26 protein-coding genes are annotated in these 24,638 nt (G+C 70.6%); 17 read left to right on the top strand and 9 right to left on the bottom strand.

Features of this window, described 5'->3' with window-relative positions:
• Positions 1-9: 9 nt before the first annotated feature.
• The 4 genes from nusG to ACFC1I_RS10225 all read left to right on the top strand — a co-directional run bounded on the left by nusG (position 10) and on the right by ACFC1I_RS10225 (position 3,655).
• Positions 10-1,131: a transcription termination/antitermination protein NusG gene (gene nusG, locus ACFC1I_RS10240; RefSeq protein WP_376008611.1), complete on the top strand. Its 1,122-nt coding sequence runs from the start codon at positions 10-12 to the stop codon at positions 1,129-1,131.
• A gap of 129 nt (positions 1,132-1,260) precedes the next feature.
• Positions 1,261-1,692 (top strand): 50S ribosomal protein L11, encoded by a 432-nt coding sequence (gene rplK, locus ACFC1I_RS10235; RefSeq protein WP_116195954.1) that lies wholly within the window; start codon positions 1,261-1,263, stop codon positions 1,690-1,692.
• 14 nt (positions 1,693-1,706) lie between these two features.
• A complete protein-coding gene (gene rplA / locus ACFC1I_RS10230) occupies positions 1,707-2,399 on the top strand; it encodes a 50S ribosomal protein L1 (RefSeq protein ID WP_376008608.1) in 693 nt (230 codons plus the stop codon).
• 209 nt (positions 2,400-2,608) lie between these two features.
• The gene (locus ACFC1I_RS10225) at positions 2,609-3,655 is read left to right on the top strand and encodes an NAD(P)H-dependent flavin oxidoreductase (protein ID WP_376008606.1); all 1,047 of its coding nucleotides are present in this window, start codon (positions 2,609-2,611) and stop codon (positions 3,653-3,655) included.
• Between the two features lie 19 nt (positions 3,656-3,674).
• On the opposite strand, the gene ACFC1I_RS10220 is transcribed toward ACFC1I_RS10225, so the two are convergent.
• Complete coding sequence (locus ACFC1I_RS10220) at positions 3,675-3,998, bottom strand: acylphosphatase (protein WP_376008604.1); 324 nt, start codon at positions 3,996-3,998, stop codon at positions 3,675-3,677.
• Here ACFC1I_RS10220 and ACFC1I_RS10215 point away from each other — a divergent pair.
• Positions 3,997-4,374: an iron chaperone gene (locus ACFC1I_RS10215; protein WP_376008602.1), complete on the top strand. Its 378-nt coding sequence runs from the start codon at positions 3,997-3,999 to the stop codon at positions 4,372-4,374. The genes ACFC1I_RS10220 and ACFC1I_RS10215 overlap by 2 nt on opposite strands.
• 19 nt (positions 4,375-4,393) lie before the next feature.
• Here ACFC1I_RS10215 and lysE read toward each other — a convergent pair whose 3' ends face one another.
• A complete protein-coding gene (gene lysE, locus ACFC1I_RS10210) occupies positions 4,394-5,140 on the bottom strand; it encodes an L-lysine exporter (protein WP_376008600.1) in 747 nt (248 codons plus the stop codon).
• A gap of 71 nt (positions 5,141-5,211) precedes the next feature.
• Between lysE and ACFC1I_RS10205 the strand changes: the two genes are divergently transcribed.
• Entirely contained in the window at positions 5,212-6,105 is an 894-nt protein-coding gene (locus ACFC1I_RS10205; protein WP_376008598.1) for a LysR family transcriptional regulator ArgP, read from the top strand.
• A 15-nt stretch (positions 6,106-6,120) separates the two neighbouring features.
• Here ACFC1I_RS10205 and ACFC1I_RS10200 read toward each other — a convergent pair whose 3' ends face one another.
• Positions 6,121-7,146 (bottom strand): NADP-dependent oxidoreductase, encoded by a 1,026-nt coding sequence (locus ACFC1I_RS10200; RefSeq protein WP_376008596.1) that lies wholly within the window; start codon positions 7,144-7,146, stop codon positions 6,121-6,123.
• Positions 7,147-7,332: 186 nt separating this feature from the next.
• On the opposite strand from ACFC1I_RS10200, the gene ACFC1I_RS10195 reads away from it, so the two are divergent.
• Positions 7,333-7,629 carry a Dabb family protein gene (locus ACFC1I_RS10195; protein WP_376008594.1) on the top strand — a complete coding sequence of 99 codons (297 nt, stop codon included), beginning with the start codon at positions 7,333-7,335 and terminating at the stop codon, positions 7,627-7,629.
• A gap of 23 nt (positions 7,630-7,652) precedes the next feature.
• On the opposite strand, the gene ACFC1I_RS10190 is transcribed toward ACFC1I_RS10195, so the two are convergent.
• Together ACFC1I_RS10190 and ACFC1I_RS10185 are read right to left on the bottom strand one after the other, a co-directional pair.
• The gene (locus ACFC1I_RS10190) at positions 7,653-8,117 is read right to left on the bottom strand and encodes a MarR family winged helix-turn-helix transcriptional regulator (RefSeq protein ID WP_376008592.1); all 465 of its coding nucleotides are present in this window, start codon (positions 8,115-8,117) and stop codon (positions 7,653-7,655) included.
• Between the two features lie 11 nt (positions 8,118-8,128).
• Complete coding sequence (locus ACFC1I_RS10185) at positions 8,129-9,874, bottom strand: DHA2 family efflux MFS transporter permease subunit (protein ID WP_376008589.1); 1,746 nt, start codon at positions 9,872-9,874, stop codon at positions 8,129-8,131.
• Between the two features lie 351 nt (positions 9,875-10,225).
• Here ACFC1I_RS10185 and ACFC1I_RS10180 point away from each other — a divergent pair, with 351 nt between their 5' ends.
• Positions 10,226-11,215, top strand: coding sequence for a hypothetical protein (locus tag ACFC1I_RS10180; protein WP_376008587.1), 990 nt, complete (start codon positions 10,226-10,228; stop codon positions 11,213-11,215).
• Positions 11,216-11,338: 123 nt separating this feature from the next.
• Here ACFC1I_RS10180 and ACFC1I_RS10175 read toward each other — a convergent pair whose 3' ends face one another.
• The gene (locus ACFC1I_RS10175; protein ID WP_376008585.1) at positions 11,339-12,025 is read right to left on the bottom strand and encodes a TetR/AcrR family transcriptional regulator; all 687 of its coding nucleotides are present in this window, start codon (positions 12,023-12,025) and stop codon (positions 11,339-11,341) included.
• Positions 12,026-12,191: 166 nt separating this feature from the next.
• On the opposite strand from ACFC1I_RS10175, the gene ACFC1I_RS10170 reads away from it, so the two are divergent.
• The 6 genes from ACFC1I_RS10170 (at position 12,192) to ACFC1I_RS10145 (ending at position 19,973) form a co-directional block, all read left to right on the top strand.
• The gene (locus ACFC1I_RS10170; RefSeq protein WP_376008583.1) at positions 12,192-13,949 is read left to right on the top strand and encodes an amidohydrolase; all 1,758 of its coding nucleotides are present in this window, start codon (positions 12,192-12,194) and stop codon (positions 13,947-13,949) included.
• 48 nt (positions 13,950-13,997) lie between these two features.
• Positions 13,998-15,647 carry an ABC transporter substrate-binding protein gene (locus tag ACFC1I_RS10165; RefSeq protein ID WP_376008581.1) on the top strand — a complete coding sequence of 550 codons (1,650 nt, stop codon included), beginning with the start codon at positions 13,998-14,000 and terminating at the stop codon, positions 15,645-15,647.
• A 73-nt stretch (positions 15,648-15,720) separates the two neighbouring features.
• A complete protein-coding gene (locus ACFC1I_RS10160; RefSeq protein ID WP_376008579.1) occupies positions 15,721-16,677 on the top strand; it encodes an ABC transporter permease in 957 nt (318 codons plus the stop codon).
• Positions 16,674-17,537, top strand: a complete 864-nt coding sequence (locus ACFC1I_RS10155) for an ABC transporter permease (RefSeq protein WP_376008577.1) — start codon at positions 16,674-16,676, stop codon at positions 17,535-17,537. The genes ACFC1I_RS10160 and ACFC1I_RS10155 overlap by 4 nt, the downstream gene beginning before the upstream one ends.
• Entirely contained in the window at positions 17,534-19,423 is a 1,890-nt protein-coding gene (locus tag ACFC1I_RS10150) for a dipeptide ABC transporter ATP-binding protein (RefSeq protein WP_376008575.1), read from the top strand. The genes ACFC1I_RS10155 and ACFC1I_RS10150 overlap by 4 nt, the downstream gene beginning before the upstream one ends.
• 46 nt (positions 19,424-19,469) lie before the next feature.
• Positions 19,470-19,973: a 2'-5' RNA ligase family protein gene (locus tag ACFC1I_RS10145; protein ID WP_376008573.1), complete on the top strand. Its 504-nt coding sequence runs from the start codon at positions 19,470-19,472 to the stop codon at positions 19,971-19,973.
• A gap of 23 nt (positions 19,974-19,996) precedes the next feature.
• On the opposite strand, the gene ACFC1I_RS10140 is transcribed toward ACFC1I_RS10145, so the two are convergent.
• Positions 19,997-20,701, bottom strand: coding sequence for a YqaJ viral recombinase family protein (locus tag ACFC1I_RS10140; protein ID WP_376009335.1), 705 nt, complete (start codon positions 20,699-20,701; stop codon positions 19,997-19,999).
• A gap of 106 nt (positions 20,702-20,807) precedes the next feature.
• Here ACFC1I_RS10140 and ACFC1I_RS10135 point away from each other — a divergent pair, with 106 nt between their 5' ends.
• Complete coding sequence (locus ACFC1I_RS10135; protein WP_376008571.1) at positions 20,808-21,443, top strand: VOC family protein; 636 nt, start codon at positions 20,808-20,810, stop codon at positions 21,441-21,443.
• Between the two features lie 27 nt (positions 21,444-21,470).
• On the opposite strand, the gene ACFC1I_RS10130 is transcribed toward ACFC1I_RS10135, so the two are convergent.
• Entirely contained in the window at positions 21,471-21,875 is a 405-nt protein-coding gene (locus tag ACFC1I_RS10130) for a heme-binding protein (RefSeq protein ID WP_374975342.1), read from the bottom strand.
• A gap of 55 nt (positions 21,876-21,930) precedes the next feature.
• Positions 21,931-23,151, bottom strand: a complete 1,221-nt coding sequence (fdhA, locus tag ACFC1I_RS10125) for a formaldehyde dehydrogenase, glutathione-independent (protein WP_376008569.1) — start codon at positions 23,149-23,151, stop codon at positions 21,931-21,933.
• 359 nt (positions 23,152-23,510) lie between these two features.
• On the opposite strand from fdhA, the gene rplJ reads away from it, so the two are divergent.
• Positions 23,511-24,026: a 50S ribosomal protein L10 gene (gene rplJ, locus ACFC1I_RS10120; RefSeq protein ID WP_045300342.1), complete on the top strand. Its 516-nt coding sequence runs from the start codon at positions 23,511-23,513 to the stop codon at positions 24,024-24,026.
• A 42-nt stretch (positions 24,027-24,068) separates the two neighbouring features.
• Entirely contained in the window at positions 24,069-24,455 is a 387-nt protein-coding gene (gene rplL / locus ACFC1I_RS10115; RefSeq protein ID WP_203580323.1) for a 50S ribosomal protein L7/L12, read from the top strand.
• The last annotated feature ends 183 nt before the right edge of the window (positions 24,456-24,638 follow it).

The following is a 24,638-nucleotide window of genomic DNA, read 5'->3' as shown; positions in this document are numbered from 1 at the left end:
AGAACTCACGTGACTGAAAGATATGTCGACGACGCCGATTGGGCGACGGCCGCGGAGCAGTCGTCGGAGGACGACGAAGCTCAGGAGGGCAACGTCCTCGCGGCGGAGGAGCGGTCCGTCGAGGCCGCCGAGCACCTCGCGATCCACATCGTCGACGACGCCGTGGAGGACGACGCCGACCTGGACGACATCGACATCGACGACCCGGAGGCGGACGCCATCGTGAACGACGCTCTCAACCTTGACGAGACGGCCGAGACCGAGGCTGCGGCCGAGGTCATCAACGACTCCATCGCGGAGGAGGTCGCCGAGCTCGAGGCCGAAGCCGCTGAAGAGGTGACCCCTTACGACGGTCCCGACGTGAACGGCGACGAGGACGAGCCCGCGCTGGACGAGGACTTCGTCGCTGAGGTGGATGCCGCAGCCGCCGTCGTCGACGACGTCGAGGCCTCCGTCTCGCCGGCCGACGCCGCCGAGGCGCCCGCGACCGACGAGGACGACGAGGACGAGGACCCCTACGAGGCGTTCCGCGCGGACCTGCGCACCCTCCCGGGCAAGTGGTACGTCATCCACTCCTACGCCGGCTTCGAGCGCAAGGTGAAGGCCAACATCGAGCAGCGCAAGTCGACGCTCGAGGTCGAGGAGGAGATCTACCAGATCGAGGTCCCGATGGAGGACGTCGTCGAGATCAAGAACGGCCAGCGCAAGATGGTCACGCGCGTCCGTATCCCCGGCTACGTGCTCGTGCGCATGGAGCTCAACGAGGACACCTGGTCGGTCGTGCGTCACACGCCCGGCGTGACCGGCTTCGTCGGCAACGCCCACAATCCGACGCCGCTGCGCTTCGAAGAGGCCTTCAACATGCTGAAGAGCCTCGTCGAGGTCAAGGAGGTCGCCGGCGCCAAGGGCGGTGCGGCCAAGAAGGGCGCCGCCGCTGCGGCCCGCGTCATCCCCGCCGAGGTCGACTTCGAGGTCGGCGAGACGATCACGATCAAGGAAGGCTCGTTCGCGGGCCTGCCCGGCACGATCAGCGAGATCAAGCCCGAGAGCGGCAAGCTCACGGTCCTCGTCTCGCTCTTCGAGCGCGAGACCCCGGTCGAGCTGTCGTTCGACCAGGTCACCAAGCTCTGATCCAGCAGCTGGTAGACTCTGCAGGTTTGCGCGCGCGACTTCGCGCGTGCGTTCGACACCGCGTTCCGGAACGGCCGGAATCGCGGGAGAACAGGATGCGCCAGCATCCGTTCGCTGAAAGGAAGAAGAATGGCACCGAAGAAGAAGGTGACCGGCCTGATCAAGCTTCAGATCAACGCCGGTGCAGCCAACCCGGCGCCGCCGATCGGCCCCGCGCTCGGTCAGCATGGCGTCAACATCATGGAGTTCTGCAAGGCGTACAACGCCGCGACCGAGTCGCAGCGCGGCAACGTCATCCCCGTGGAGATCACCGTCTACGAGGACCGCAGCTTCACGTTCATCCTGAAGACCCCGCCGGCCGCTGAGCTCATCAAGAAGGCTGCCGGTGTGCAGAAGGGCTCGAAGACGCCGCACACGGCCAAGGTGGGCAAGCTCACCAAGGACCAGGTGCGCCAGATCGCCGAGCAGAAGCAGCCCGACCTGAACGCGAACGACATCGAGGCCGCCTCGAAGATCATCGCCGGCACCGCCCGTTCCATGGGCATCACGGTCGAGGACTGAGGGGGATAGGAAACATGGCTACCAAGTCCAAGGCCTTCCAGGCCGCTGCCGCCAAGATCGAGGCGGACAAGTTCTACACCCCGACCGAGGCCGTCGCGCTCGCGAAGGAGACCGGTTCGGCGAAGTTCGACTCGACCGTGGAGGTCGCGCTCAAGCTCTCCGTCGACCCCCGCAAGGCCGACCAGATGGTGCGCGGCACCGTCATCCTCCCGCACGGCACCGGCAAGACCGCCCGCGTCATCGTGTTCGCGACGGGTCCGGCCGCTGAGGCCGCGATCGCCGCGGGTGCGGACGAGGTCGGCGGCGCCGAGCTCATCGAGAAGGTCGCCGGCGGCTGGACCGCGTTCGACGCGGCCGTCTCGACGCCCGAGCTCATGGGCCAGGTCGGTCGTCTCGGCAAGGTGCTCGGCCCCCGTGGCCTCATGCCCAACCCGAAGACCGGCACCGTGACCCCCAACCCGGCCAAGGCCGTCGAGGAGATCAAGGGCGGCAAGATCGAGTTCCGCGTCGACAAGCACGCCAACGTGCACTTCGTCGTCGGCAAGGCGTCGTTCTCGGCCGAGCAGCTCGACGAGAACCTGAAGGCCGCGCTCGAAGAGATCGTGCGTCTGAAGCCCTCGAGCTCGAAGGGCCGTTACATCCAGAAGGGCGCCGTGTCGACCACGTTCGGCCCCGGCATCCCGCTGGACGTCAACGCGATCGTCTGATCTCGCGCAGATTCGCACGAAGGCCCCACCCGTCTCGGGTGGGGCCTTCGTCGTTCCCAGCGACGCAGCATCCCGCTCGGCTGTCTTCGAATCAGGCGATGAGGCGGAATCAGGGCCGATCGACGAGCAAAGAGCCTGAATTCGCCTCATCGCCTGATTCGGAAACACGTGGGGGGGGAGCTGGGCGAGGCCGGAGTAGCGTCGGGGGCATGTCGAAGACGCTGCGGGACCTGTTCGGAATCGACGCGCCGATCGTGCTCGGCCCCTTCGGCGGGCTGTCGTCGATCGAGCTGACGGCCGCAGTGAGCGAACTCGGCGGGCTCGGGTCGTACGGCCTGTACGGCTACTCCGCCGACCGCATCAGCGACACGATCGCGGCGCTGCACTCCGCGACCAGACGCCCGTTCGCGGTCAACCTGTGGCTGCCCACCGGCGACGAGGTCACGCCCGGCGAGGTCGACCTGAAGCCCGCGATCGAGGCCGTCGCGCCCCTCTACGACGAGCTGGGCCTTGCGCACCCGACGCAGCCGATCGAGTTCCTGCCTGATCTCGACTCCCAGTTGACGGCGGTGATGGATGCTGCGCCCGCAGCGTTGAGCGTCGTGTTCGGCGTGCCGTCGGAACACGTGATCGCCGCGGCGCGGAGCCGGGGCATCCGGGTCATCGGCACCGCCACCACCGTCGCGGAGGCTGTCGCGCTGGAGGCGGCCGGGGTGGACGCCGTCGTCGCGACCGGCGCGGAGGCGGGCGGCCACCGGGTGTCCTTCCTGCGGCCCGCCGAGCAGTCGCTCGTCGGCACGTTCGCGCTCGTCTCGCAGGTCGTCGACGCCGTCGACGTCCCCGTGATCGCGGCGGGCGGGATCGCCGACCGCCGCGGCGTCGCGGCCGCCCTCGCGCTCGGCGCGTCGGGGGTGCAGGTCGGGTCGGCGTTCCTCCGCACCAGCCAGTCGGCGGCGACCGACGCGCACCGGCAGGCGATCGCGGACGCGTCCGACACCGCCACCGTGCTCACCCGCGCCATGAGCGGGCGGCTGGCACGCGGCATCCCGAATCGCGCCATGCGTGAGATCGAGACGACCGGGATCATCGCGCCGTTCCCCGCGCAGAACTGGCTCACCGGCCAGTTCCGCGCGGAGGCCGGACGTCGCGGCGACGGGGAGCTCGTGTCACTGTGGGCCGGTCAGGCCGCCGGGCTCGCCCCCAGCGACGACGCGGCGGAGGTGTTCGCCGAGCTCGCCGCCGGCTTCCCATCCTGACCTCGATCACGAGCGGGCGTCACTCGGTGGGACGCACCTCGAAGCCGCGTTCGCCGGTGGTGGCGGCATCCGTCACCGTCGCCTGCGCGACGCGGGAACCGGGTGGGCCCTGCGCCATCCACGCGAGCACCTCGTCGACCTGACCGGCGGTGCCCTCGACCTCGGCCTCGACCGAGCCGTCGCGGCGGTTGCGCACCCAGCCGGCCGCACCCGCCTCGCGCGCGACGATGAGCATCGTGTAGCGGTAGCCGACGCCCTGCACGTCGCCGCGGACCGTCACGTGCACGCGCCTCATGCCGCCCATCTTGCCGCGACGGGCGCTGGTCGGCCAGGATGCCGACATGGGAACCGTCGACGAGTACCTCGAGAGCCTCGACCCCGGCGACCGCGCGGTCGTGTCGCACGTCTTCGACGTCGTGCGCGAGACGCTGCCCGACGTCGAGCAGGGCAAGAGTTACGGCATGCCCGCGCTGCTCTACCGCGGCAAGGCGCTCATCGCCGTGATGCGCACCAAGAAGCACATCGGGGTGTACCCGTTCAGCGGCCGGGTGCCCGAGGTGGTGGCGGAGGGGCTGCCGGAGCCCGAGCAGCAGTCGCTCGAGTTCGACAAGGGGACGATCCGGTTCCAGCCCGAGCGACCCCTGCCGGACGACACGATCCGCGCCATCGTCGCGGCGCGGGTGGCCGAGATCGAGGATCCGTCACTGCGCAAGCGGTGAGGCGAGCGCGCCTGCCCGCTCAGTGGGGCAGGACGAGCGAGATGCCGAGGGCGATCATCACGACCGCGATCACCGCGTCGAGGATGCGCCAGGCGCGCGGCGTCGACAGCCAGCGGCCGAGCAGGCGCGCGCCGAAGGCGAGGCCGAAGAACCAGATGACGCTCGCGGCCATGGCGCCCGCCGCGAAGAGCCAGCGCTGGTCGCCGTGCGTGTTCGCGACCGTGCCGAGGAGGAACACGGTGTCGAGGTAGACGTGCGGGTTGAGCCACGTCAGCGCCAGGCACGTGACGAGCACGGGGATCAGGCGGGCGCGGGCGGACGGGGTGGGTGCGGTGCGGATGTCGCTCTGCACCGCGGAGGCGGAGGCGTCGGGTTCGAGGGCCTGTCCCGTGTGGGTGTGGGCGGGTGGGGCGGGGCGGCGCGCGGCGGCCGCGGCGGGCGAGCCCGGGTCTGCGGCGTCGTTCGTGCCGAGGGTCTCGCCCGACGGACGCCACGCGCGCCGCGCGGCCAGCACGCCATAGGCCACGAGGAACAGCGCACCCGCCCAGCGCACGACGTCGACGAGCCAGGGCACCGCCTGCAGCACGAGACCGATGCCCGAGACGCCGAGCGCGATGAGCACGGCGTCCGAGATCGCGCAGATCGCTGCCACCGCGAGGACGTGCTCCCGCCGCAGCCCCTGGCGCAGCACGAACAGGTTCTGCGCGCCGATGGCGATGATGAGCGAGAAACCGAGGCCGAGGCCGGCGAGGACGGGGGAGAGCACGGCTCGACGCTACGAGCCGCAGCATCCGTAGTCCAGCTCATGCATCTTCAGTACCATTAGCCAGACTGAAGATGCGCATCCCGTTCGAGCTGGCAGAGACCCTGGCCGTCGTCGTCGACGAGGGCACGCTCGACGCCGCCGCGCGGCGGCTGCACGTCACGCCGTCGGCGGTGAGCCAGCGCATCAAGGCGCTCGAGGAGCAGCTTGGGCGGCTCGTGCTGGTGCGTTCCAAGCCCGTGCGGCCGACGGAGGCAGGCATGTCGGTGATCCGGCTCGCGCGGCAGACGGCGCTGCTCGAGCACGACGCCCTCGCCGAGCTCGGCGCCGGCGATGACGAGGCGGCACTCACGGTCGTGCCGCTCGCGGTCAACGCCGACTCGCTGGCCACGTGGTTCCTGGAGCCTCTGGCGCGGCTCGGGGAGCAGCATCCCGTCGTCTTCGATCTTCACCGCGACGACCAGGACTTCACGGCGAGCCTGCTCGAATCGGGAACGGTGATGGGGGCCGTCACGTCGCGCGCCGCACCGGTGGCGGGCTGCCGCTCGGCGGCCCTCGGCGCGATGCGCTACGAGGCGGTGGCGACGCCCGGCTTCGTGGCCCGCTGGCTCGACGGGGACCGGGCGACCGCACTGGCCAACGCGCCGCTCGTGGACTTCGACCGGCGCGACGACCTGCAGAACGAGTGGCTCGCGCAGCAGGGCGTCGACCCCGCGCAGCCGCCCCGGCACTACGTTCCCGCGTCGAACGACTTCGCGTCGGCGGTGCGCCTCGGCCTCGGCTGGGCGATGCTGCCGCGCTTCCAGTCCCACGACGCCCTCGAGCGCGGCGAACTCGTGCTGCTGGGCGGTGAGCCGGTCGACGTCGGGCTGCACTGGCAGCAGTGGAATCTGCGCTCGCCGCTGCTCGACGCGATCGCCGACGCGATCGTCGCCGAGGGGCGCCGGGTGCTCGGGCCCTTGCGGTGAGGGGGTGGCGAGGGGTCAGCCGTCGCTGACGCGCAGCACGACCTTGCCGCGCGTATGCCCGGTCTCGATCGCGCGGTGCGCGGCGGGCGCCTCGGCGAGGTCGAACACCTGGTCGATGTAGACCTGCACGCTCCCGGAGTCGAGCAGGCGCCCGATCGTCGCGAGCGCCCCGCCGTCGGGGATCACCTTGTACGAGGTGGTGCGCACGCCCGCCTCGGCCGCCGCTTCGGCGTAGCCCGGCCAGGAGCCCGTCGGCACGAGCACGTACAGCCCGCCCGGCCGGAGCACCCGGAGCGAGCGCGTGCCGGTCTCGGCGTGGACGTTGCCGACGAGGTCTATGACGACGTCCACCTCGCCGACCACCTCCTCGAACCGCGTGGTCGTGTAGTCGATGACCACGGCGGCACCGAGTTCGCGCAGCCACGAGGCGTTGCGGCCGGAGGCCGTCGCGGTGACGTGCGCGCCGAAGTAGGCGGCGAACTGCACCGCGAAGTGACCGACACCGCCGCTGCCCGCGTGGATCAGCACGCGCTGACCCTCGTGCGCGTGCGCCGTCTCGACCACGAGCCCCCACGCGGTGAGCGCCGCGAGCGGCACGCCGGCGGCCTCGACGTGCGACAGCGACGCGGGCTTGCGGGCGACCGAGAGCGACGGCGCCACGACGTATTCGGCGTAGGAGCCGCCGGTGCGGGGGAACGACGCCATGCCGAACACCTCCGCGCCCGGCGCGAGCGGGTGCGCCTCGTAGGGACTCTTCACGACGATGCCGCTGAAGTCGTACCCCAGCGTCGCGGGGTACGAGGTGATCGCCCCGGAGACGCCCCGGCCGTCGCGGGTCTTGGCGTCGATCGGGTTGATCCCCGCGGCCACGACCCGCACCAGCACCTCGCTCAGCACGGGGGAGGGGACGGGAAGGGATGCTGCGTGCAGCGCATCCGCATCGCCCGGGGCGTCGACGACCATCGCCCGCATCTCGGCGGGCGGCGCCTCGACGGGGGCGAGCGGTGTGTCGGGTGCCGATCGCAGCGGTCGGATCCTCATCGTGCGCTCCCTCCGCGGGTGTGCCGCCGTCGGCACCAGAACTTGAACCCCCGTGCGTACAGTCAACCCTGCGTTCGTCTCACCCGTGTTACGCGGGTGCTACCGGTGTCGCAAAACGTCGGGTGCGGGTCACGGGGCAGGGGCGGCCCTGCCTGCGCGGCGCCGGTGATGCGAAAGACTGGAACCATGCCGATTCAGCACACCGTCGTCTTCCGCCTCGCCCACCCCGCCGGATCCCCGGAGGAGACGGCGTTCCTCGCCGATGCGCGTGCCGCGCTCACCTCGATCCCCGGCGTCGAGGACTTCCGCATCAACCGGCAGGTGAGCGCCAAGAGCGATCTCGCGCACCAGTTCTCGATGGTGTTCGCCGACGACGCGGCGTACCAGGCGTACAACGACCACCCGACCCATGTCGCGTTCGTCGCCGACCGCTGGGTTCCCGAGGTCGCGCAGTTCCAGGAGTACGACTTCGTCGCGGCCTGAGGTTCGCGGTCGGGCGGGCCGAGTCAGGACTCCGGGCGCTCGCCGATCGTGAGCGCGTGCAGCAGCCGCGTGAGGTTGAGGATGTCGTCGACGGGCCACTCCTCGAGCGCGTCGACGAGCAGACTCTCCTGCGGAGCGCGCGCCTCGGCGAGGCGCTCCAGGCCGAACGGCGTGGGGGAGAGCAGGCTCGACCGTCCGTCGTCCGGATCGGGCGTGCGCTGGATGAGGCCGAGCTGCTCGAGCTCGCGCACCGTGCGGCTGATCTGGCCCTTGTCGGACATGAGCGACTCGGCCAGGCCCGAGAGCGTGATGCCCTCGCGGCGCACGATGGTGGTGAACACCTTGTAGGCGCCCGGCAGCATGCCGGGGCTCACGCGGTTGGCGTTCTCGGTGATGATCCGCCGGAAGCGGTTGATCAGCTCCCCGAACTCCGCCTCGAGGGCGCGCACCGCCTCGGTGCGCGCCGCTCGAGTGTCGTCGGAGGTCATCATGTTCGACATTAGCGTCGGGTGACGGATGCCTCGTCCGCGGCGTCTGCGGCCGGGGCCGCAGCATCCGTGTCCGCATCCGTGCCGGCCGGTGCGAGCGTCTCCATGCCCTCGGCGACCGAGACGGTCGCGAGGTCGGCCTCGCTCGCCTGCACGCGCTCACTCGTGGTCATTCGGGTGAGCGGCTTGTTGGGCAGGAAGATGATCGCGATGAGGCTGACCACGGCCAGCGGCACGGCGATCAGGAACGAGTGGGCGATGGCCTGGGCGTAGATGTCCTCGACGATCACGCGGATCGACTCTGGCAGCGCCGAGACCTGCGGGATGGTGCCCGATGCGAGCTGCTGGCCGATGGCCGCGCCCTTCTCGCCGAGCGCCATGAGCGCGGCGCCGATGTCGTCCTTGCGGTCGGTGAACAGGTTCGTCGCCGAGGTCGCGAGCGCCGCGCCCATCACCGAGACGCCGATCGTGCCGCCCAGGCTGCGGAAGAACGTGACTCCCGAGCTCGCGACGCCGATCTCCGACGGCTTGGAGGTGTTCTGCACGATGAGCACGAGGTTCTGCATCGTCATGCCGACGCCCGCGCCGAGCAGGAACATGTACAGCGAGACCAGCACGAAGTTCGTGTCGTAGTGGATGGTCGACAGCAGGTACGAGCCGGCGATCAGGAGCACGCCGCCCACGATCAGGTACGGCTTCCAGTGCCCGGTGCGGGTCACGAGACCGCCGATCACGATCGAGGCGAGCAGGAGTCCGCCGATCATCGGGATCGTCATCAGACCCGCCTCGGTCGGGGTCGCGCCGCGCGCCAGCTGCATGTACTGGCTGAGGAACACCGAGGTGCCGAACATCGCGATGCCGATCGAGATCGACGCGATGACCGCGAGCGTGAAAGTGCGGTTGCGGAACATCGTGAGGGGGATGAGCGGCTCCTTCGAGCGCAGCTCGACGATCACGAAGAGCACGGCTGCCAGGAGCGCGCCGCCGACCATCAGGATGGTCTCGGTGCTCCACCAGTCGTAGTCCTTGCCCGCGTTGGTGACCCAGATGAGCAGCAGCGAGACGGCCGTCGACAGCAGCACGATGCCGAAGTAGTCGATGCGCGCCTTCTTCTTGGGGCGCGGCGGCAGGTGGAGCGTCCGCTGCATGATGATGAGGGCGGCGACGGCGAACGGCAGCGCGATGAAGAAGTTCCAGCGCCAGTCGATCGTGTCGGTGATGAAGCCGCCGAGGAGCGGGCCGCCGACGGTCGCGACCGCCATGACCGCGCCGAACAGGCCCATGTACCGGCCGCGCTCGCGCGGGCTGATGATGTCGGCCATGATGACCTGGCTGAGCGCCGCCAGACCGCCGGCGCCGATGCCCTGCACCGCGCGGAAGGCGATGAGCGTGCCGGGGTCCTGCGAGAAGCCGGCGGCCGCGGTGGCGAGCACGAAGATCACGATCGCGATCTGGATGAGCAGCTTGCGGTTGAAGAGGTCGGCGAGCTTGCCCCAGATCGGGGTCGAGATCGCGGTGGTCAGCAGGGTCGCGGTGACGACCCACGTGAACGCCGCCTGGTCGCCGCCCAGGTCGTGGACGATGACGGGGAGCGACGTCGACACGACGGTCGACGCGAGCATCGACACGAACATGCCGAGCAGCAGGCCGGTGAGCGCCTGCAGGATCTTGCGGTGCCGGCGCTTCTCGTCGGTGCTGATTCTGCTGCCAGCGGCTTGGGTGGCGACCGACCCGGTCGCGGGGGTGGACGTGGCCATAGGAGTCCTTAGAAACGAGGAGTGGTGGTTTCGCGGCGGCATCGGCGCGTAAGAAAGTTGACGCGAGTCAACAGTTGATTTGAGTCAACTATACGTCAATGGTTGACGTGCGTCAACTATCGGCCCGGTCTCCCCGTCTGGCGTTCACATCGGGTGCTCTCACCGAGATCACCCGGCGTGTGCGTTCGCAACGCATGCGCTCGGCGAGACCACGTGATGTGAACGAGTGATGGGGGACGGATGCTGCGACCCGCGGCATCCCTTCCTCCACATGTCGGTGGGGGGACGAGTAGCGCACAGGTTGCGGGGGCGGTCGAGCGTCCGGGGCGTCGCCCGGGCAGGCTGAGGCGTGTGCCGCACCACCTGACCTTCGAGCAGGCCATGGCCGCCGTGCGCACCCGCGACCAATTGCGCGCGCGCGGCATGACCGCGCGGGCGATCGGTGACGCGGTGGTGCGAGGGGAGTTGCGGCGGCTGCAGCGCAACCGATATGTCGGGGCGAAGCTCTGGGAGGATCTCTGGCCGGAGTCGCGTCACCTCCTCGAGGTGTGCGCCGCCGTCGCGGAGATGCGCGACGGCGGCGGCGTCGCCTCCCACGAGTCGGCCGGGGTTCTGGCGGAGTTGCCCCTGTATCGGCACACGCCGTCGGCAGTCCACCTCCTCAAGCCCGAAGCGCGACGGGGATCCGGCCGCGTGGGGCTGCAACACCATGCCGATCTGCTTCCCGGCGGCGACATCACGGTGGTCAACGGCATCCGATGCACAACGCTGGATCGCACCGTCTTCGACTTAGTGCGCACCCTCAGCATGGAGGCGGCGGTCGCCGTGGCCGATGCCGCGCTGCGGCGGGAGGCGATGCGCGGATCCGAGTACGACGAGCGCGCCGCGGAAGCGTGGCGCGAGCGGATGCTGCACAGATGCCAGGCCGCGCGCGGCTGCCGGGGCGTTCGACAGGCCGAAGCGGTGATCCGCTTCGCCGATGGCCGCTCGGAGTCTCCCGGGGAGGCCGTGAGCCGACTGCAGCTGAGTCGTCTCGGATTCCGTGAGCTACGGCTCCAGGTGCTGGTGCCCGGCCCGGACGGGCGGACCTTCCGCGTCGACATCGGCCTCGAGGAGGTGCGGAGCTTCTACGAGTTCGACGGCATGGGCAAATACGAAGAACTCGCGCTCGCGTCGGGAAAGACGGTCAAGCAGGTGCTTCTCGAAGAGAAGCGCCGCGAGGACTGGATCCGCGGAACGACCCAGCGTCGCTTCGTCCGCGCCGAGGCCTCGCACATCCTGACGCCGGATGCGCTCGGTCGTCGCCTCGCCGCGTTCGGGATCACCCCGCCGCGCCCGTGACCCCGATGTTCACATCGCGTGCTGTCACCGAGACCACCCGTCGTGTGCGTGCGTAACGCGTGCGCTCGGTGAGAGCACGTGATGTGAACGAGCGGTGGGGTGGATGCTGCCGCCCGGGGCGCGTCAGGTCGAGCGGGCGGCGCGCTCGGCGGAGCGGATCACTGCCTCGACGCCGAGCATGAAGAGCTCGCGGTCCTTCAGGTCCAGGAGCTGCGCGGACATCTGCGCGATGTGCGGGTGCTTGATCGGGTCGACGAGCAGCGGGCCCTCGAACCAGGGGCTGGAGTCCGCGGTCGCGGTGGTCGTGCGCTCGGCACGCGCGCGGGCGACGCCCGCGGCGATCGAGAGCACGTGGGTCGCCATCAGCGCGTAGTGCTGCACCAGGGCGTCGCCGGTGAGGCCGGCGCGCGCGAAGGCGTCGAGCATGAACTCGATGGCGTCGAGCTCTCCGGGTCCGTGCGTGGTGAGCACGATCGCCTCCTGCCCCACCGCGGGGTAGCGGGCGAACTCGGTCAGTGTCGCCGAGGCGAGCTGGCGGAGGCGCTCCTGCCACTCCTCGGGGTCGGCAGTGACGGCGGCGAGGCTCCGCAGGGTGAGCTCGTCGAGCAGCGCGCTCATCAGCTCTTCCTTGCCGCGGAAGTGGCGGTAGACGGCGGTCGGATCGGTGCCGAGCTTCGCGCCGAGGTCGCGGATCGAGAGAGAGGGGGAGCCGGTCGTCTCTGCGAGCTCGAGACCGGCCGCGATGATCGTGGCCCGGTCCAGGCGCTTCGCGCCCGGCTTCTCGGGCGTCGCCCCGGTGCGTGCCGCCATGATCCCTGCTTTCGCCGTCGCGTCCATCGTGCCACGCACCCCTTGTCTCGGCGTCGTGACGTCCCGAGCCTAGTCGGTGTGTCATCGCTTCTGTCAACACTGTTGACAGAAGCGATGACAGCGGTCTATCGTCAAGCGACCCGTTCGACGACGAAGGAGAGGTCCCGTGGCCGCTGCCGTTCCTGCAGATGCAGACACCCCGTACGCAGACACCGTGTTCATCCGAGGCGCGCTGTTCAGCTCCGACCTCGTTCGTGCGGGAAGCGCCGAGGCACTCAGCGACGTGGCCGTCGCCGTGCGGGACGGGCGCATCGCGGCGGTGTGCGCCGAGGACGAGGCATCCGTGTTCATCGGTCCCGACACCGAGGTCGTCGACCTCGCGGGGGCGCTGCTCGCTCCGGGGTTCCAGGACGCCCACGTGCACCCGATGTCGGGCGGCGTCGAGCTGCTGCAGTGCAACCTCACCGGCTCGGAGGACGCGGCCGACACGCTCGCCACGATCGCGCGCTACGCCGCCGAGAACCCCGACGTCGAGTGGATCGTGGGCGGCGGATGGTCGATGGACCACTTCGCGGGCGGGGCTCCGCTGCGCGGCGCGCTCGACGCGATCGTGCCCGACCGCCCGGTGCTGCTCGCGAGCCGCGACCACCACTCCGCGTGGGCGAACACCGCCGCGATGCGCGCGGCCGGCGTCGACGCGGCCACGGCCGACCCCGCCGACGGGCGCATCGAGCGCGAGACCGACGGGTTCCCGGCGGGCACCTTCCACGAGGGCGCAGCCGACCTGTTCGCAGAGGCGCGCCCGAAGGTCTCGGAAGACCTCGCCTACGCGGGGCTGCTGCGCGCGCAGGACGACCTCATCGCGCAGGGCATCACGGGCTGGCAGGACGCCCTCGTCGGAAACTTCCCCGGGATCCCCGGCGGGCTCGCCTCCTACCGCCGCGCCCTCGCCGAGGGAACGCTCAAGGCCCACGTCGTCGGGGCGCAGTGGTGGGAGCGCGGTGAGGGGATCGAACAGCTCGAAGGGATGATCCGCACGCGCGACGAGGTCGCCGCGCTCGGGCGCGAGGACCGCTTCTCGCTGGGCTCGATCAAGTTCATGGTCGACGGCGTCGCCGAGAACCACACGGCCGCCATGCTCGAGCCGTACCGCGACGGGCACGGCCACTCGACCGACAACCGCGGCCTGTCGTTCATCCCGTCCGAGCGCCTGCGCGAGTACGCCATCGCCGCCGATGCCGCGGGCTTCCAGCTGCACTTCCACGCTCTCGGCGACCGGGCCGTGCGCGAAGCGCTCGACGCGGTCGAGGCGGCGGCGGAGGTCAACGGCGCGACCGACGGGCGCCACCACCTCGCCCACATCCAGGTGGTCGACGCGGCCGACGTGCCGCGCTTCGCCGCGGCCGGCGCCGTGGCCAACATGCAGCCCCTGTGGGCGTGCCACGAGGACCAGATGGACGAGCTCACGCTGCCGTTCCTCGCCGAGTCCGCCGCATCGCGCCAGTACCCGTTCGGCGATCTGCAGCGGGCCGGGGTGCGCCTCGCGGGCGGCAGCGACTGGCCGGTCTCGAGCGCGGATCCGCTCGCGGGCGTCCACATCGCCGTCAACCGCGTCGCCCCGCTGTCCGACGACGAGCCGCTGGGTGGCCCCCACCAGCGCCTCGACCTCGCCACCGCGCTCGCCGCCTACACGTCGGGCACCGCGTACGTGAACCACCGCGACCACGACACCGGTTACGTCCGCGCCGGCTACCTCGCGAACCTCGTCGTCGTCGAGCCGAACCCGTTCACCGTCCCCGCCGAAGACCTCTACCTCTGCCACGTCGCCTCGACCTGGATCGACGGAGAGCGCGTCTTCTCGCGCGTCGACGCCGATGCGGACGCCGACGCCGACGCCGAGGCCGCAGCATCCGTCCCGTCCTGAGTTTCCTTCTCCGCCACCCGACACCGTCGTCAGACACCGAGGAGCACCATGATCCGCACCCGACGCACCGCCCGTCGCCTGCTCGCGTTCGCGGGCGTCGGCGTGGCCGGCGCGCTCGTCCTGTCCGCGTGCAGCGCCGACACGTCGAGCCCCGACGCCACCGCAGCCCCCGAGTGGGAGTACACCGCCCAGACGGCCGCGCCGTCGGGCGACATCGACTCGTACTCGTGGGTGAGCTACTCCGAGCCGTACTCGCTCGACTACGCGTACGCGTTCGACTACGCCGACAACCAGGTGCTCGCGAACGTCTGCGAGTCGCTGCTGCGGCTGAACCCCGATTTCACGCTGTCGCCGGGGCTCGCCGAGGCGTTCGAGCACCCGACACCCGAGACGTGGGTCTACACGATCCGCGACGGCGTCACCTTCCACGACGGCACGTCGCTGACGGCGGCCGACGCCGTGGCCTCGATGAGCCGGCACCTGGACCCCGAGGTGGGCTCGTCGTGGTACTCGGTGTACCAGAACGTCGCCGCGATCGAGCAGACCGGCGACCGGCAGGTCACGGTGACGATGAACGGCCCCGACTCGCAGTTCAACCTCGCGATGGGCGGGTCCGCCGGTGTCATCGAGTCCGCGGCGACACTGGCCGAGAAGGGCGCCGACTACGGCAACTCGACGGGGCTCGTCAACTGCACCGGCCCCTTCGCGCTCACCGAGTGGAAGTCGGGGGAGTCGGTCACGCTCACCCGCTACGACGGCTACTGGGACGACACGCTGCGCGCCAAGGCCGGCGAGGTCGACATCCTCTTCATGACCGACCCGAACGCGCGTGTCAACGCGCTGAAGTCCGGTGAGGTCGACGGCGGGTGGATGATCCCGGCCGACGCGATCGGGCAGCTGCAGGACTCCGGCGAGGGCGACATGTACTTCGGCCTCAACACCGCGGTCGGCAGCCTCATCGTGAACAACCTCGAAGGTCCGCTCGGCGATGAGCGCGTGCGCCGCGCGCTGCTCATGGCGATGGACCGGCAGGGGATCCTGGATGCTGCGGCCAAGGGCTACGGCGAGGTCACGAACGCGCTCACCACCGAGTCGGTGTGGGTCGGCGCGAGCGACGCGGGTCTGAAGGAGGCGTTCGACGGGCTGGAGGAGTACCCGCACGACATCGAAGCGGCCAAGAAGCTCATCGACGAGGCGGGCGTCGCGGGTGAGGAGATCGTGATCGCCACCGCGCCGATCAGCAACGACTTCACCGTCATCTCGCAGGGCGCCGCCGCCGCCGCGCAGTCGATCGGCCTCACGGCGACCATCGAGACGGTGAGCCCGAGCGCGTACACCGCGCTGTTCTCCGACCCGAGCGCGCGCGAGGGCATCGACCTCTTCTACACCTCGTGGTACCTGTCGAGCCCGGACCCGCTCGAGATGTACAGCGTGCTGCGCACGGGAGAGTTCAGCAACTACGGCAACTGGAGCGACCCCGAGTTCGACGCCCTCGTGAACGAGGCGGTCACGATCGACGACCCGGCCGCGCGCAGCGAGGTCACGGCGCAGGCGCAGCGCATCGCGAACGAGCAGCTGCCGTGGCTGCCGCTGTTCCAGGGCCCGATGACGCTGTTCCTCGGCGACCGGGTGACCGGGGTCGCCCCGTCCGTGGCGTTCATGTACTACCCATGGGCGGCGACCATTGGCTCCCGTTGACGTGAGCGCGGGTCCGGCGGTCGCCGCCGGGCCCGGCCCGGCTCGGCGTCGATCCGGAGGGAACGGGGGAGCGATGATCACCGTCCGCCGGATCGCCGGCAAGCTCGGCGGCTTGCTGCTCACGCTGTTCCTGGCGTCCGTGCTGGTGTTCTTCTCGCGCTTCCTGGTGCCCGGCGACCCGGTGGCGTTCCTGCTGCGGGGGCGCAAGCCCAGCCCCGAGGCGGTGGCTCAGGTCACTGCGCAGTACGGCCTCGACCTGCCGCCGTGGCAGCAGTACCTGAACTGGGTGGCGGGACTCCTGCAGGGCGACCTCGGCCGCTCGCTGCAGTACCGGCAGGATGTCACCGTCGTGCTCGGCGAGCGGCTGCCCGTCACCCTCGGCCTCGTCGTGATGGCGGGCACGATGATCGCGGTCGTCGGCCTCATCGCCGGCGCGATCGCCGCGCTGTACCGCGGTCGTATCGCCGATCGCTCGATCCTCATCGGGCTCACCGTGCTCGGCGCCGTCCCGTCGTTCGTCGGATCGATCGTGCTCATCGCGGTGTTCGCGGTGCAGCTCGGCTGGTTCCCGTCGTTCGGGTCGGGCGAGGGCTTCTGGGACACGGTCTACCACCTGGTGCTGCCCTCGATCGCCCTCGCGATCGTCTTCGTCGTGCTGGTGGGCAAGGTGACGCGTTCGTCGATGATCGACCAGCTGGACCGTGAGCACGTCGAGGTCGCGATCAGCCGCGGCATCAAGCGCGGCACCGTGATCCGCCGTCACGTGTTCCGCAACGCCGTCGGGCCGATCCTGACGGTGAGCGGGATGCTGGTGGCCGGTCTCCTGGTCGCCAGTTCCATCGTCGAGGCGGCGTTCGGCCTCGCCGGCATGGGCTCGCTGCTCGTGCAGTCGGTCGACCGCCTCGACTTCCCGGTCGTGCAGGCGATCGTCCTCCTCGTCGTCACCGCGTTCGTGCTCGTGAACGCCGTGATCGACGTCCTCGAACCCTGGATCGATCCCCGATCCGCTGCCGGAGCCGGTGCCCGATGACGACCACACCCACACTCGCCGTCAAGGTGCTCCGTGCGCCGCGGCTGCCCCGCACCAGCCTGACCTTCGCGATCGCACTCGGCGTCCTCGCCGCGATGACGCTGGCCGCGATCTTCGCGCCGTTCCTCGCGCCGTACAACCCCGACGCCGTCGACTTCGCCGCGGTGAACGCGCCGCCGAGCGCCGCGCACTGGCTGGGAACCGACGGTCTCGGCCGCGACACTTTGAGCCGCCTCATCTACGGTGCGCGCACGGCCCTGCTCGGGCCGCTCCTCGTGGTGATCGCGTCGACGGTGCTCGGCATCCTCCTCGGTCTCGTCGCCGGCTGGCGCGGCGGCTGGGTCGACTCCGTGCTCGGTCGCCTGTTCGACGTGCTGTTCGCCTTCCCGTCCCTGCTCATCGCGATCATGGCGGTCGCGCTCTTCGGCAAGGGGCTGGTCGCTCCCGTCATCGCGATGAGCATCGCCTACGCCCCGTTCGTCGCGCGCCTGACCCGCTCGCTCATCGCGGCCGAGCGCACGAGGCCCTACGTCGCGGCGTATCGCGTGCAGGGCTTCGGCGGCGCGTGGATCGCGCTGCGGCGCGTGCTGCCGAACGTCACGCCCATCGTGGGGGCGCAGTCGACGCTCAACTTCGGGTACGTGCTCGCCGAGCTCGCTGCCCTGTCGTTCCTCGGCCTGGGCGTGCAGCCGCCCACCGCCGACTGGGGCGCCATGATCAACGAGGCGCAGGCCGGGCTCATCGGCGGGCACTTCCTTCCCGCGATCGTGCCGGCGGTCGCCGTCGTCGTGGTCGTCGTGGCCGTCAACATCATCGGGGAAGAGCTCTCCGACCGCATCGGTGGGGAGATCCCGGCATGACCGCAACCGAGACCGTCGTTGATCCGGCGGCCGCGCCGGACGCACCGAACCCGGCCCTGCTCGAGATCCGCGACCTCACCCTCGACCTGCCCGACGGCACCCGGTTGCTGCACGGCATCTCGTTGTCGGTCGCCGCCGGCGAGACCGTCGGCCTCGTCGGCGAGTCCGGGTCGGGCAAGTCGCTGACCGCCCGCACGGTGCTGGGGCTCGTTCCCGACCGTTCCACGATCACCGGCGAGGTCGTGCTCGACGGGGCCCGAGTGCTCACCGCCCCCGCGCCCGAACTCCGGCAGCTGCGCCGCCACGGCGCGGCGATGATCTTCCAGGATCCGCGTGCGGGCATCAATCCGATGCGCACCATCGGCGATCACCTCACGGAGGCGCTGCGGCTCGCAGAGGGATGGTCGACGGATGCTGCGCAAGCCCGCGCCGTCGACCTGCTCGAGGCGGTGCGCCTGCCGCGCCCCGCGGACCACCTTCGCCAGTACCCGCACGAGTTCTCGGGCGGCATGCTGCAGCGCGTCATGATCGCGGGAGCCCTGACGACGTCGCCGAAGCTCCTCGTGTGCGACGAGCCGACGACGGCGCTCGACGTCACGACGCAGGCCGAGATCATCGGCGTGCTCGCCGAGCAGCGCGCGAGCCGCGGCATGGGCATGCTCTTCATCACGCACGACCTCAACCTCGCCGCCTCGCTCTGCGACCGCGTCTATGTCATGAGCGGCGGCCGGATCGTCGAACAGGGCCGCGCACACGACGTGCTGCGCGACCCGCGCGACGAGTACACCCGGCGCCTCGTCGCCGCGACCCCCACCCTCACCGGCGCCGCCCCCGGTGCCACCGCGGGTCACAGAATCGGCGGTTCTGCAGAACACGCCGGGGCGCAGCATCCAACCGCCGGCGTGTCGTCGGAAATCTCCGATTCTGTGCGCGACGACACGGCAACGCATGCCGCGGCCGTGGCGACTGCCGCAGCGCCGATGCTCGAGGCCGCCGGGGTGTCGAAGACGTATGTGCGCCGGGGCAAAGAGGCGGTGCGCGCGGTGATCGACGCGTCGGTCGCGGTGCCGCGGGGCGGCGCGCTCGGTGTGGTGGGGGAGTCCGGGTCGGGCAAGTCGACGCTCGCGCGCATGATCGTGGGGCTCGAGGCCGCCGACGCGGGCGACATCCGCATCGACGGCCGCGAGCGCACGGCGGTGCCTCGCAACCGGCGCGAACGGCTCGCCCACGCGCGGAGTGTGCAGATGGTGTTCCAGGACCCGTACCTGTCGCTCGACCCGCGCATCACCGCCGGGCGGGCGATCGAGGACGCCCTGCGCCTGCACACCCGGCTGAGCGCGACCGAGGCGCGGTCGCGGGTGGTCGACCTGCTCGCCCAGGTCGGACTGGGGGAGAAGCACGCCGCCGCGCGGCCGCGGACCCTCTCCGGCGGTCAGCGGCAGCGCGTCGCGATCGCCCGTGCCCTCGCGATCGAGCCGGACGTCCTCGTGATGGACGAGGCGACGAGCGCGCTCGACGTCTCGGTGCAGGCGCAGGTGCTCGACCTGGTCGACCGCATCCGGCGGGAGCGCGGGCTCACCGTGCTCTTCATCAGCCACGACCTCGCTGTCGTCAGGCGCGTGTGCGACGAGACCGTCGTGATGCGCCGCGGCGAGATCGTCGAGCGCGGGCGCACGGTGGAGCTCCTCGCCTCCCCGCAGCACGAGTACACGCGGCTGCTCATCGACTCGGTGCCGAAACCCGGGTGGGACGCCGAGGCGGCCGGTGCCGAGATCGAGGCCGCGGGGATCGGCGACGACGAAGCGGACGGGGCACCGGCCGACGGCGACGCCGAGGCGGCGGCGGTGGAGGAGGCGAGGATCGAGGTGTCGGGCCAGGCGCGGTGACGGATTCCGCCGTGCGACGAGGCCCTGCGCAGCGGAGGATGGAGGCGTGTTCAGCGTCGAACTGATCCCGGATGCCGAGATCGACCGTGCCGTCCGGGAGGACTGGGACCGCCTGCTCGGGGCGGACCTGCCGAGCTCGGGGCGCAACCCGGCGCCGAGCAACCGCCCGCATGTCACGCTCGCGGTGCGAGAGCGGCTGGATCCTGCCGTGTTCGCCGGTCTCGCCGAGATGCTTCCCGTCGGGCTGGATCTCGGGGGAGTCCTGCTCCTCGGCCACCGGGATCGGTACGTGCTCGCGCGGCAGGTGATCGTGAGCTCCGCCCTGCTGGCCGTGCACCGCGCGGTCGCCGAGCTCGCCGGCAGGCCGGAGCCGCGCTACTCGAACACCGGCGTCGATCACTGGACGCCGCACATCACGCTGGCGCGAGGCCTCACCGCGGTGCGGCTGGCGACGGCGATGCGCACGATCAGAGCCCCGCACCTCAGCGGGCAGGCGACGGGCGCGCGGGTGTGGGATGCCGAGAACCGGCGTGTCACCACGATCCGGTGAATGCGGGCTTGCGGCGTGAGCGGTCAGTCGGCGAGAGCGAGTGCGCGGAACGGTTCGCGCGGCGCGGCCGGAGGACGAGGCATCCGTTCCGGCTCCTGGCGTGCCCGCATCGTCCGCAGGTAGAGCTCGTCGATGAGGGCGGTCGCGAGGCGCACGAGCTTCGCGATCTCGGCGTCGTCGCGCTCGACCCACGCGCAGCGGGGTTCGTCGCCGACGGGCACGAAGCCGTCGTGCTGCTCCCAGGCCACGAGGGTGCGCTCGGCGCCGAGCACGTGCTGCTGCCACCACACCTGGCGGAGGTAGCCGCGCGGGATGCTGCGCCACGCCTTGTTCGTCGTCTTGATCTCGGCGAGGGTGATGCGGCCCGCCGCGTCCACCGCGATGCCGTCCGGGGTCGCGAGGTGGCGCTTCTCGACGACCGCGTGGAAGAGGGCCGACGACGGCTGGATGCCGTGGGTCGCCGCGACCCACGCGGCGATCTCGGGCTCGCGGGCGCGTCCGTGCGCGGTGTACGCGTTGCCCGAGAAGCCCGAGCCGAGCAGCTTGGCGTCGGCCGCGCGGGCGATCGCCTTGTCGGAGGTCAGGGTCGCGACATCCGTCGCGGTGATGCCCCGCGAGCGGGCGCGCACCCAGGCCACCCGGTCGCGCGAGTCCGCCACGATGCGGGCGGCGACCTCCGGTGCCTGCGCCGCGAGCCCGGACGGGCGCGCGACGGAGTGCTCGGGAATCACCCTTCGAGGCTACGCCGCCGCTGAGACATCCGCCGCCTGCGACGCGCGTCGGTGGCACGCAAGGGGGGTTGCGGCGGGCGGGGACGGTGGCATCCTCGGGGGCATGGAGACCATCACGAGAGACGAGTTCCGCGGCATGCCCGGGGTCGAGGACTGGCACCCGCGCGTGACGGGGGCGTTCGCGCTGTTCCGCACGGGCACGTTCGCAGTCGGGGCGCAGCTGTTCGGGGCGATCGCCGAGCTGGCCGAGGCCGCCGACCACCATCCCGACGTGGACGTCCGCTACACCAGCGTGCGCGTGCGGCTCATGACGCACTCCGCGGGCGGACTGACACGCAAGGATGCGGCGCTCGCCGCGCAGATCTCGCAGGCCGCGCAGGAGCTCGACATCCCGGCCGAGACCGGGCGCATGCTCGACGTCATGCTCGCGCTCGCCACGCCCGACCCCGGTGCGGTCGTGCCGTTCTGGAAGGCGGCGACCGGCTTCTCGGAAGTGCGCGAGGGCGTGCTGTTCGACAAGGACGGCCGCGGCCCGCTCATCTGGTTCCAGCCGGTCGACAAGCCGCTGCGCGGCCGCTCGCATCTCGACGTCAACGGTCCGCGCGACGTCATCGAGAAGCGGCTCGACGCCGCGCTGGCCGCGGGCGGCGTCGTCGTCGACGACTCGCACGCGCCGGAGTGGTGGACGCTGGCCGACGCCGACGGCCACAAAGTCGACCTCTGCCCCTGGCGCTCCTGACCGCCGAGCGAGACGTCCTGGCCGTCGTCAGAACGCCGCGGCGCCCGCCTCCGCCACCGTCTGGTCCTGCTCGCCGGAGCCTCCGCTGACGCCGACCGCCCCGACCACCTTGCCGTCGCGGCTCAGCGGCACGCCGCCGGCGAAGATCGCGACACCGCGCCCGTGGGCGTTGGTCGTGTGGATGCCGAAGAACTGCTGCGTCGGCTGCGAGTTGTCGCCGAGGTCCTTCGTGGAGATGTCGAAGGCCTTCGACGTCCACGCCTTGCTGATCGAGATCTCGATGCTGCCGATCCAAGCACCGTCCTGGCGCACGTGGGCGACGAGGTTCCCGCCGGCGTCGACGACGGCGATGTTCATGGGCTGGCCGATCTCGTCGGCGCGCTTCTCAGCGGCTTCGATCACCCGGCGAGCGTCTGCGAGGGTCACGGACATGGGGAGTTCCTTTCTTAGCGGGACGGATGCCTCGGGGCCGAGGCATCCGTGTCGATCAAGCCGTCTTGATGTAGCCGTTGGGGTTGAGCACGTACTTCTTCGCCGCGCCCTGGTCGAAGTCCGCGTAGCCCTGCGGGGCGTCCTCGAGGCCGATCGGGGTGGCGCCGACCGCGTCGGCGATGTGCACCTTGTCGTGGAGGATCGCCATCATGAGCTGCCGGTTGTAGCGCATGACCGGGCACTGCCCGGTGGTGAACGACAGCGACTTGGCCCAGCCGAGGCCGAGCCGCAGCGACAGCGAGCCGACCTTCGCCGCCTCGTCGATGCCGCCGGGGTCGCCGGTGACATACAGCCCCGGGATGCCGAGGGCGCCGCCCGCCGCAGTCAGGTCCATCAGGGAGTTGAGCACGGTCGCGGGCGCCTCGTGCGAGGCATCCGTCCCGTGTCCTCTCGCCTCGAAGCCGACGGCGTCGACACCCGCATCGACCTCGGGTACCCCGAGGATCTGCTCGAGCTGGTCCTTCGGGTCGCCCTTCGACACGTCGACGGTCTCGCAGCCGAACGAGCGGGCGCGGGCGAGGCGGTCGGCGTTGAGGTCGCCGACGATGACGACCGCCGCGCCCAGCAGCTGCGCGCCGACGGCCGCGGCGAGCCCGACGGGGCCGGCGCCCGCGATGTAGACCGTCGACCCGGGTCGCACGCCCGCCGTGTAGGCGCCGTGGAAGCCGGTGGGGAAGATGTCGGACAGCATCGTGAGGTCGAGGATCTTCTCGAGCGCCTGGTCGCGATCGGGGAAGACGAGCAGGTTCCAGTCCGCGTAGGGGACGAGCACGTACTCGGCCTGGCCGCCGACCCAGCCGCCCATGTCGACGTAGCCGTAGGCGCTGCCGGGCCGGTCGGGGTTGACGTTGAGGCAGATGCCGGTCTTGCCCTCCTTGCAGTTGCGGCAGCGGCCGCACGCGATGTTGAAGGGGACCGAGACGATGTCGCCCACCTTGACGAACTCCACGTCGGGACCGACCTCGACCACCTCGCCGGTGATCTCGTGGCCGAGCACGAGGCCGGCTGGGGCGGTCGTGCGGCCGCGCACCATGTGCTGGTCCGAGCCGCAGATGTTCGTCGACACGGTCTTGAGGATCGCGCCGTGCGGCACCTTCCTGCCGACGTTCGCCGGATTGACGCCGGGCCCGTCCTTCAACTCGAACTCGGGGTAGTCGGTGTCGATGACCTCGACCTCGCCGGGGCCCTTGTAGGCCACCGCTCTGTTTGCAGACATCGTCGTCCTCTCCGTCGCTCGACAGACGCGGTCGTGCGACTCGGTCGTGCTGGGGCTCGCGTCCGAGCCTTCCCCTTCGCGCGGGCTCGCGCAATGGGGGCTCGATTTGGCGAAGCGTGCGGCATCACGTACCCTTGACGAAGCCGAAGACCGCTGGTCATCGACGTGCGTGAGAACGCGCGGAGATCGAAGCTCTGCAACGCAGGGGCCCGCGCAGGTGTCACGAACGATTCTCCTCAACAGGAATCCTGCTCCGTGCGCTTGCGCCGGAGCTTTTTTGTTGCCGCGACGAGGATGACCAGGAGCTTTCGGCCGGCGCCCCGCCACCGCGGAGCGTCTCATTCACACAAGGAGTGGCCATGGCGCAGAAGGAAGCATCGGTCGCCGAGCTCACGAAGCACTTCGAGGACTCGACCGCCGTTCTGCTGACCGAGTACCGCGGTCTGACGGTTGCCCAGCTCAAGGAGCTGCGCAACAGCATCCGTCAGGACGCGGAATACGCCGTGGTGAAGAACACGCTGACCAAGATCGCCGCGAACAACGCGGGGATCACGTCGCTGGACGACGACCTCAAGGGTCCGTCGGCCATCGCATTCGTGCACGGTGACCCGGTCTCCGTCGCGAAGGGTCTCCGTGCCTTCGCCAAGGCACACCCTCTTCTCGTGATCAAGGGCGGTTTCTTCGACGGAAACCCCCTGAGCGCTGACGAGGTCAACAAGCTCGCCGACCTCGAGAGCCGTGAAGTCCTGCTGGCGAAGCTCGCCGGCGCGATGAAGGCCTCGATGACCAAGGCGGCATACGTCTTCAATGCGCTTCCGTCGAAGGCCGTCCGCACGGTCGACGCGCTGCGCGAGAAGCAGGAGTCCGCGGCCTGATAACGGCCCCGGCATAGCAAACCACTATCAAGGAGAAACATCATGGCAAAGCTCAGCACTGAGGAGCTGCTCGACGCGTTCAAGGAGCTCACGCTCATCGAGCTCAGCGAGTTCGTCAAGGCGTTCGAGGAGACCTTCGACGTCACCGCCGCCGCCCCGGTCGCGGTTGCCGCTGCGGGTGCCCCCGCCGGTGCCGCTCCGGAAGAGGCCGAGGAGAAGGACTCGTTCGACGTCGTCCTCGAGGCCGCCGGCGACAAGAAGATCCAGGTCATCAAGGTCGTCCGCGAGCTCACCTCGCTCGGCCTGGGTGAGGCGAAGGCCGTCGTCGACGGTGCTCCGAAGGCCGTCCTCGAGGGCGCCAACAAGGAGACCGCCGACAAGGCGAAGGCCGCTCTCGAAGAGGCCGGCGCGACGGTTACCCTCAAGTAATCCCGCGCTGCTTCTGCAGCGATTCAGCGAAGGCCCCGGATGCTCGGCATCCGGGGCCTTCGTCGTGTCCGCGGGCTTCCGCGGGTCGTGAGGCAGGGCATTCCGTGAAATCCCTTTCTCGAGGGCTGGGCGCGATTCTGTGCTGATTTGGCGGAACCTCTTGCGCTATCGCCACCGTTCTGG

Origin of the sequence: Microbacterium sp. NPDC056044 (assembly GCF_042267145.1) — a bacterium.
GTDB lineage: Bacteria > Actinomycetota > Actinomycetes > Actinomycetales > Microbacteriaceae > Microbacterium.
The sequence above is the reverse complement of the archived record's forward strand: the minus strand, read 5'-3'. Positions and strand labels throughout refer to the sequence as shown.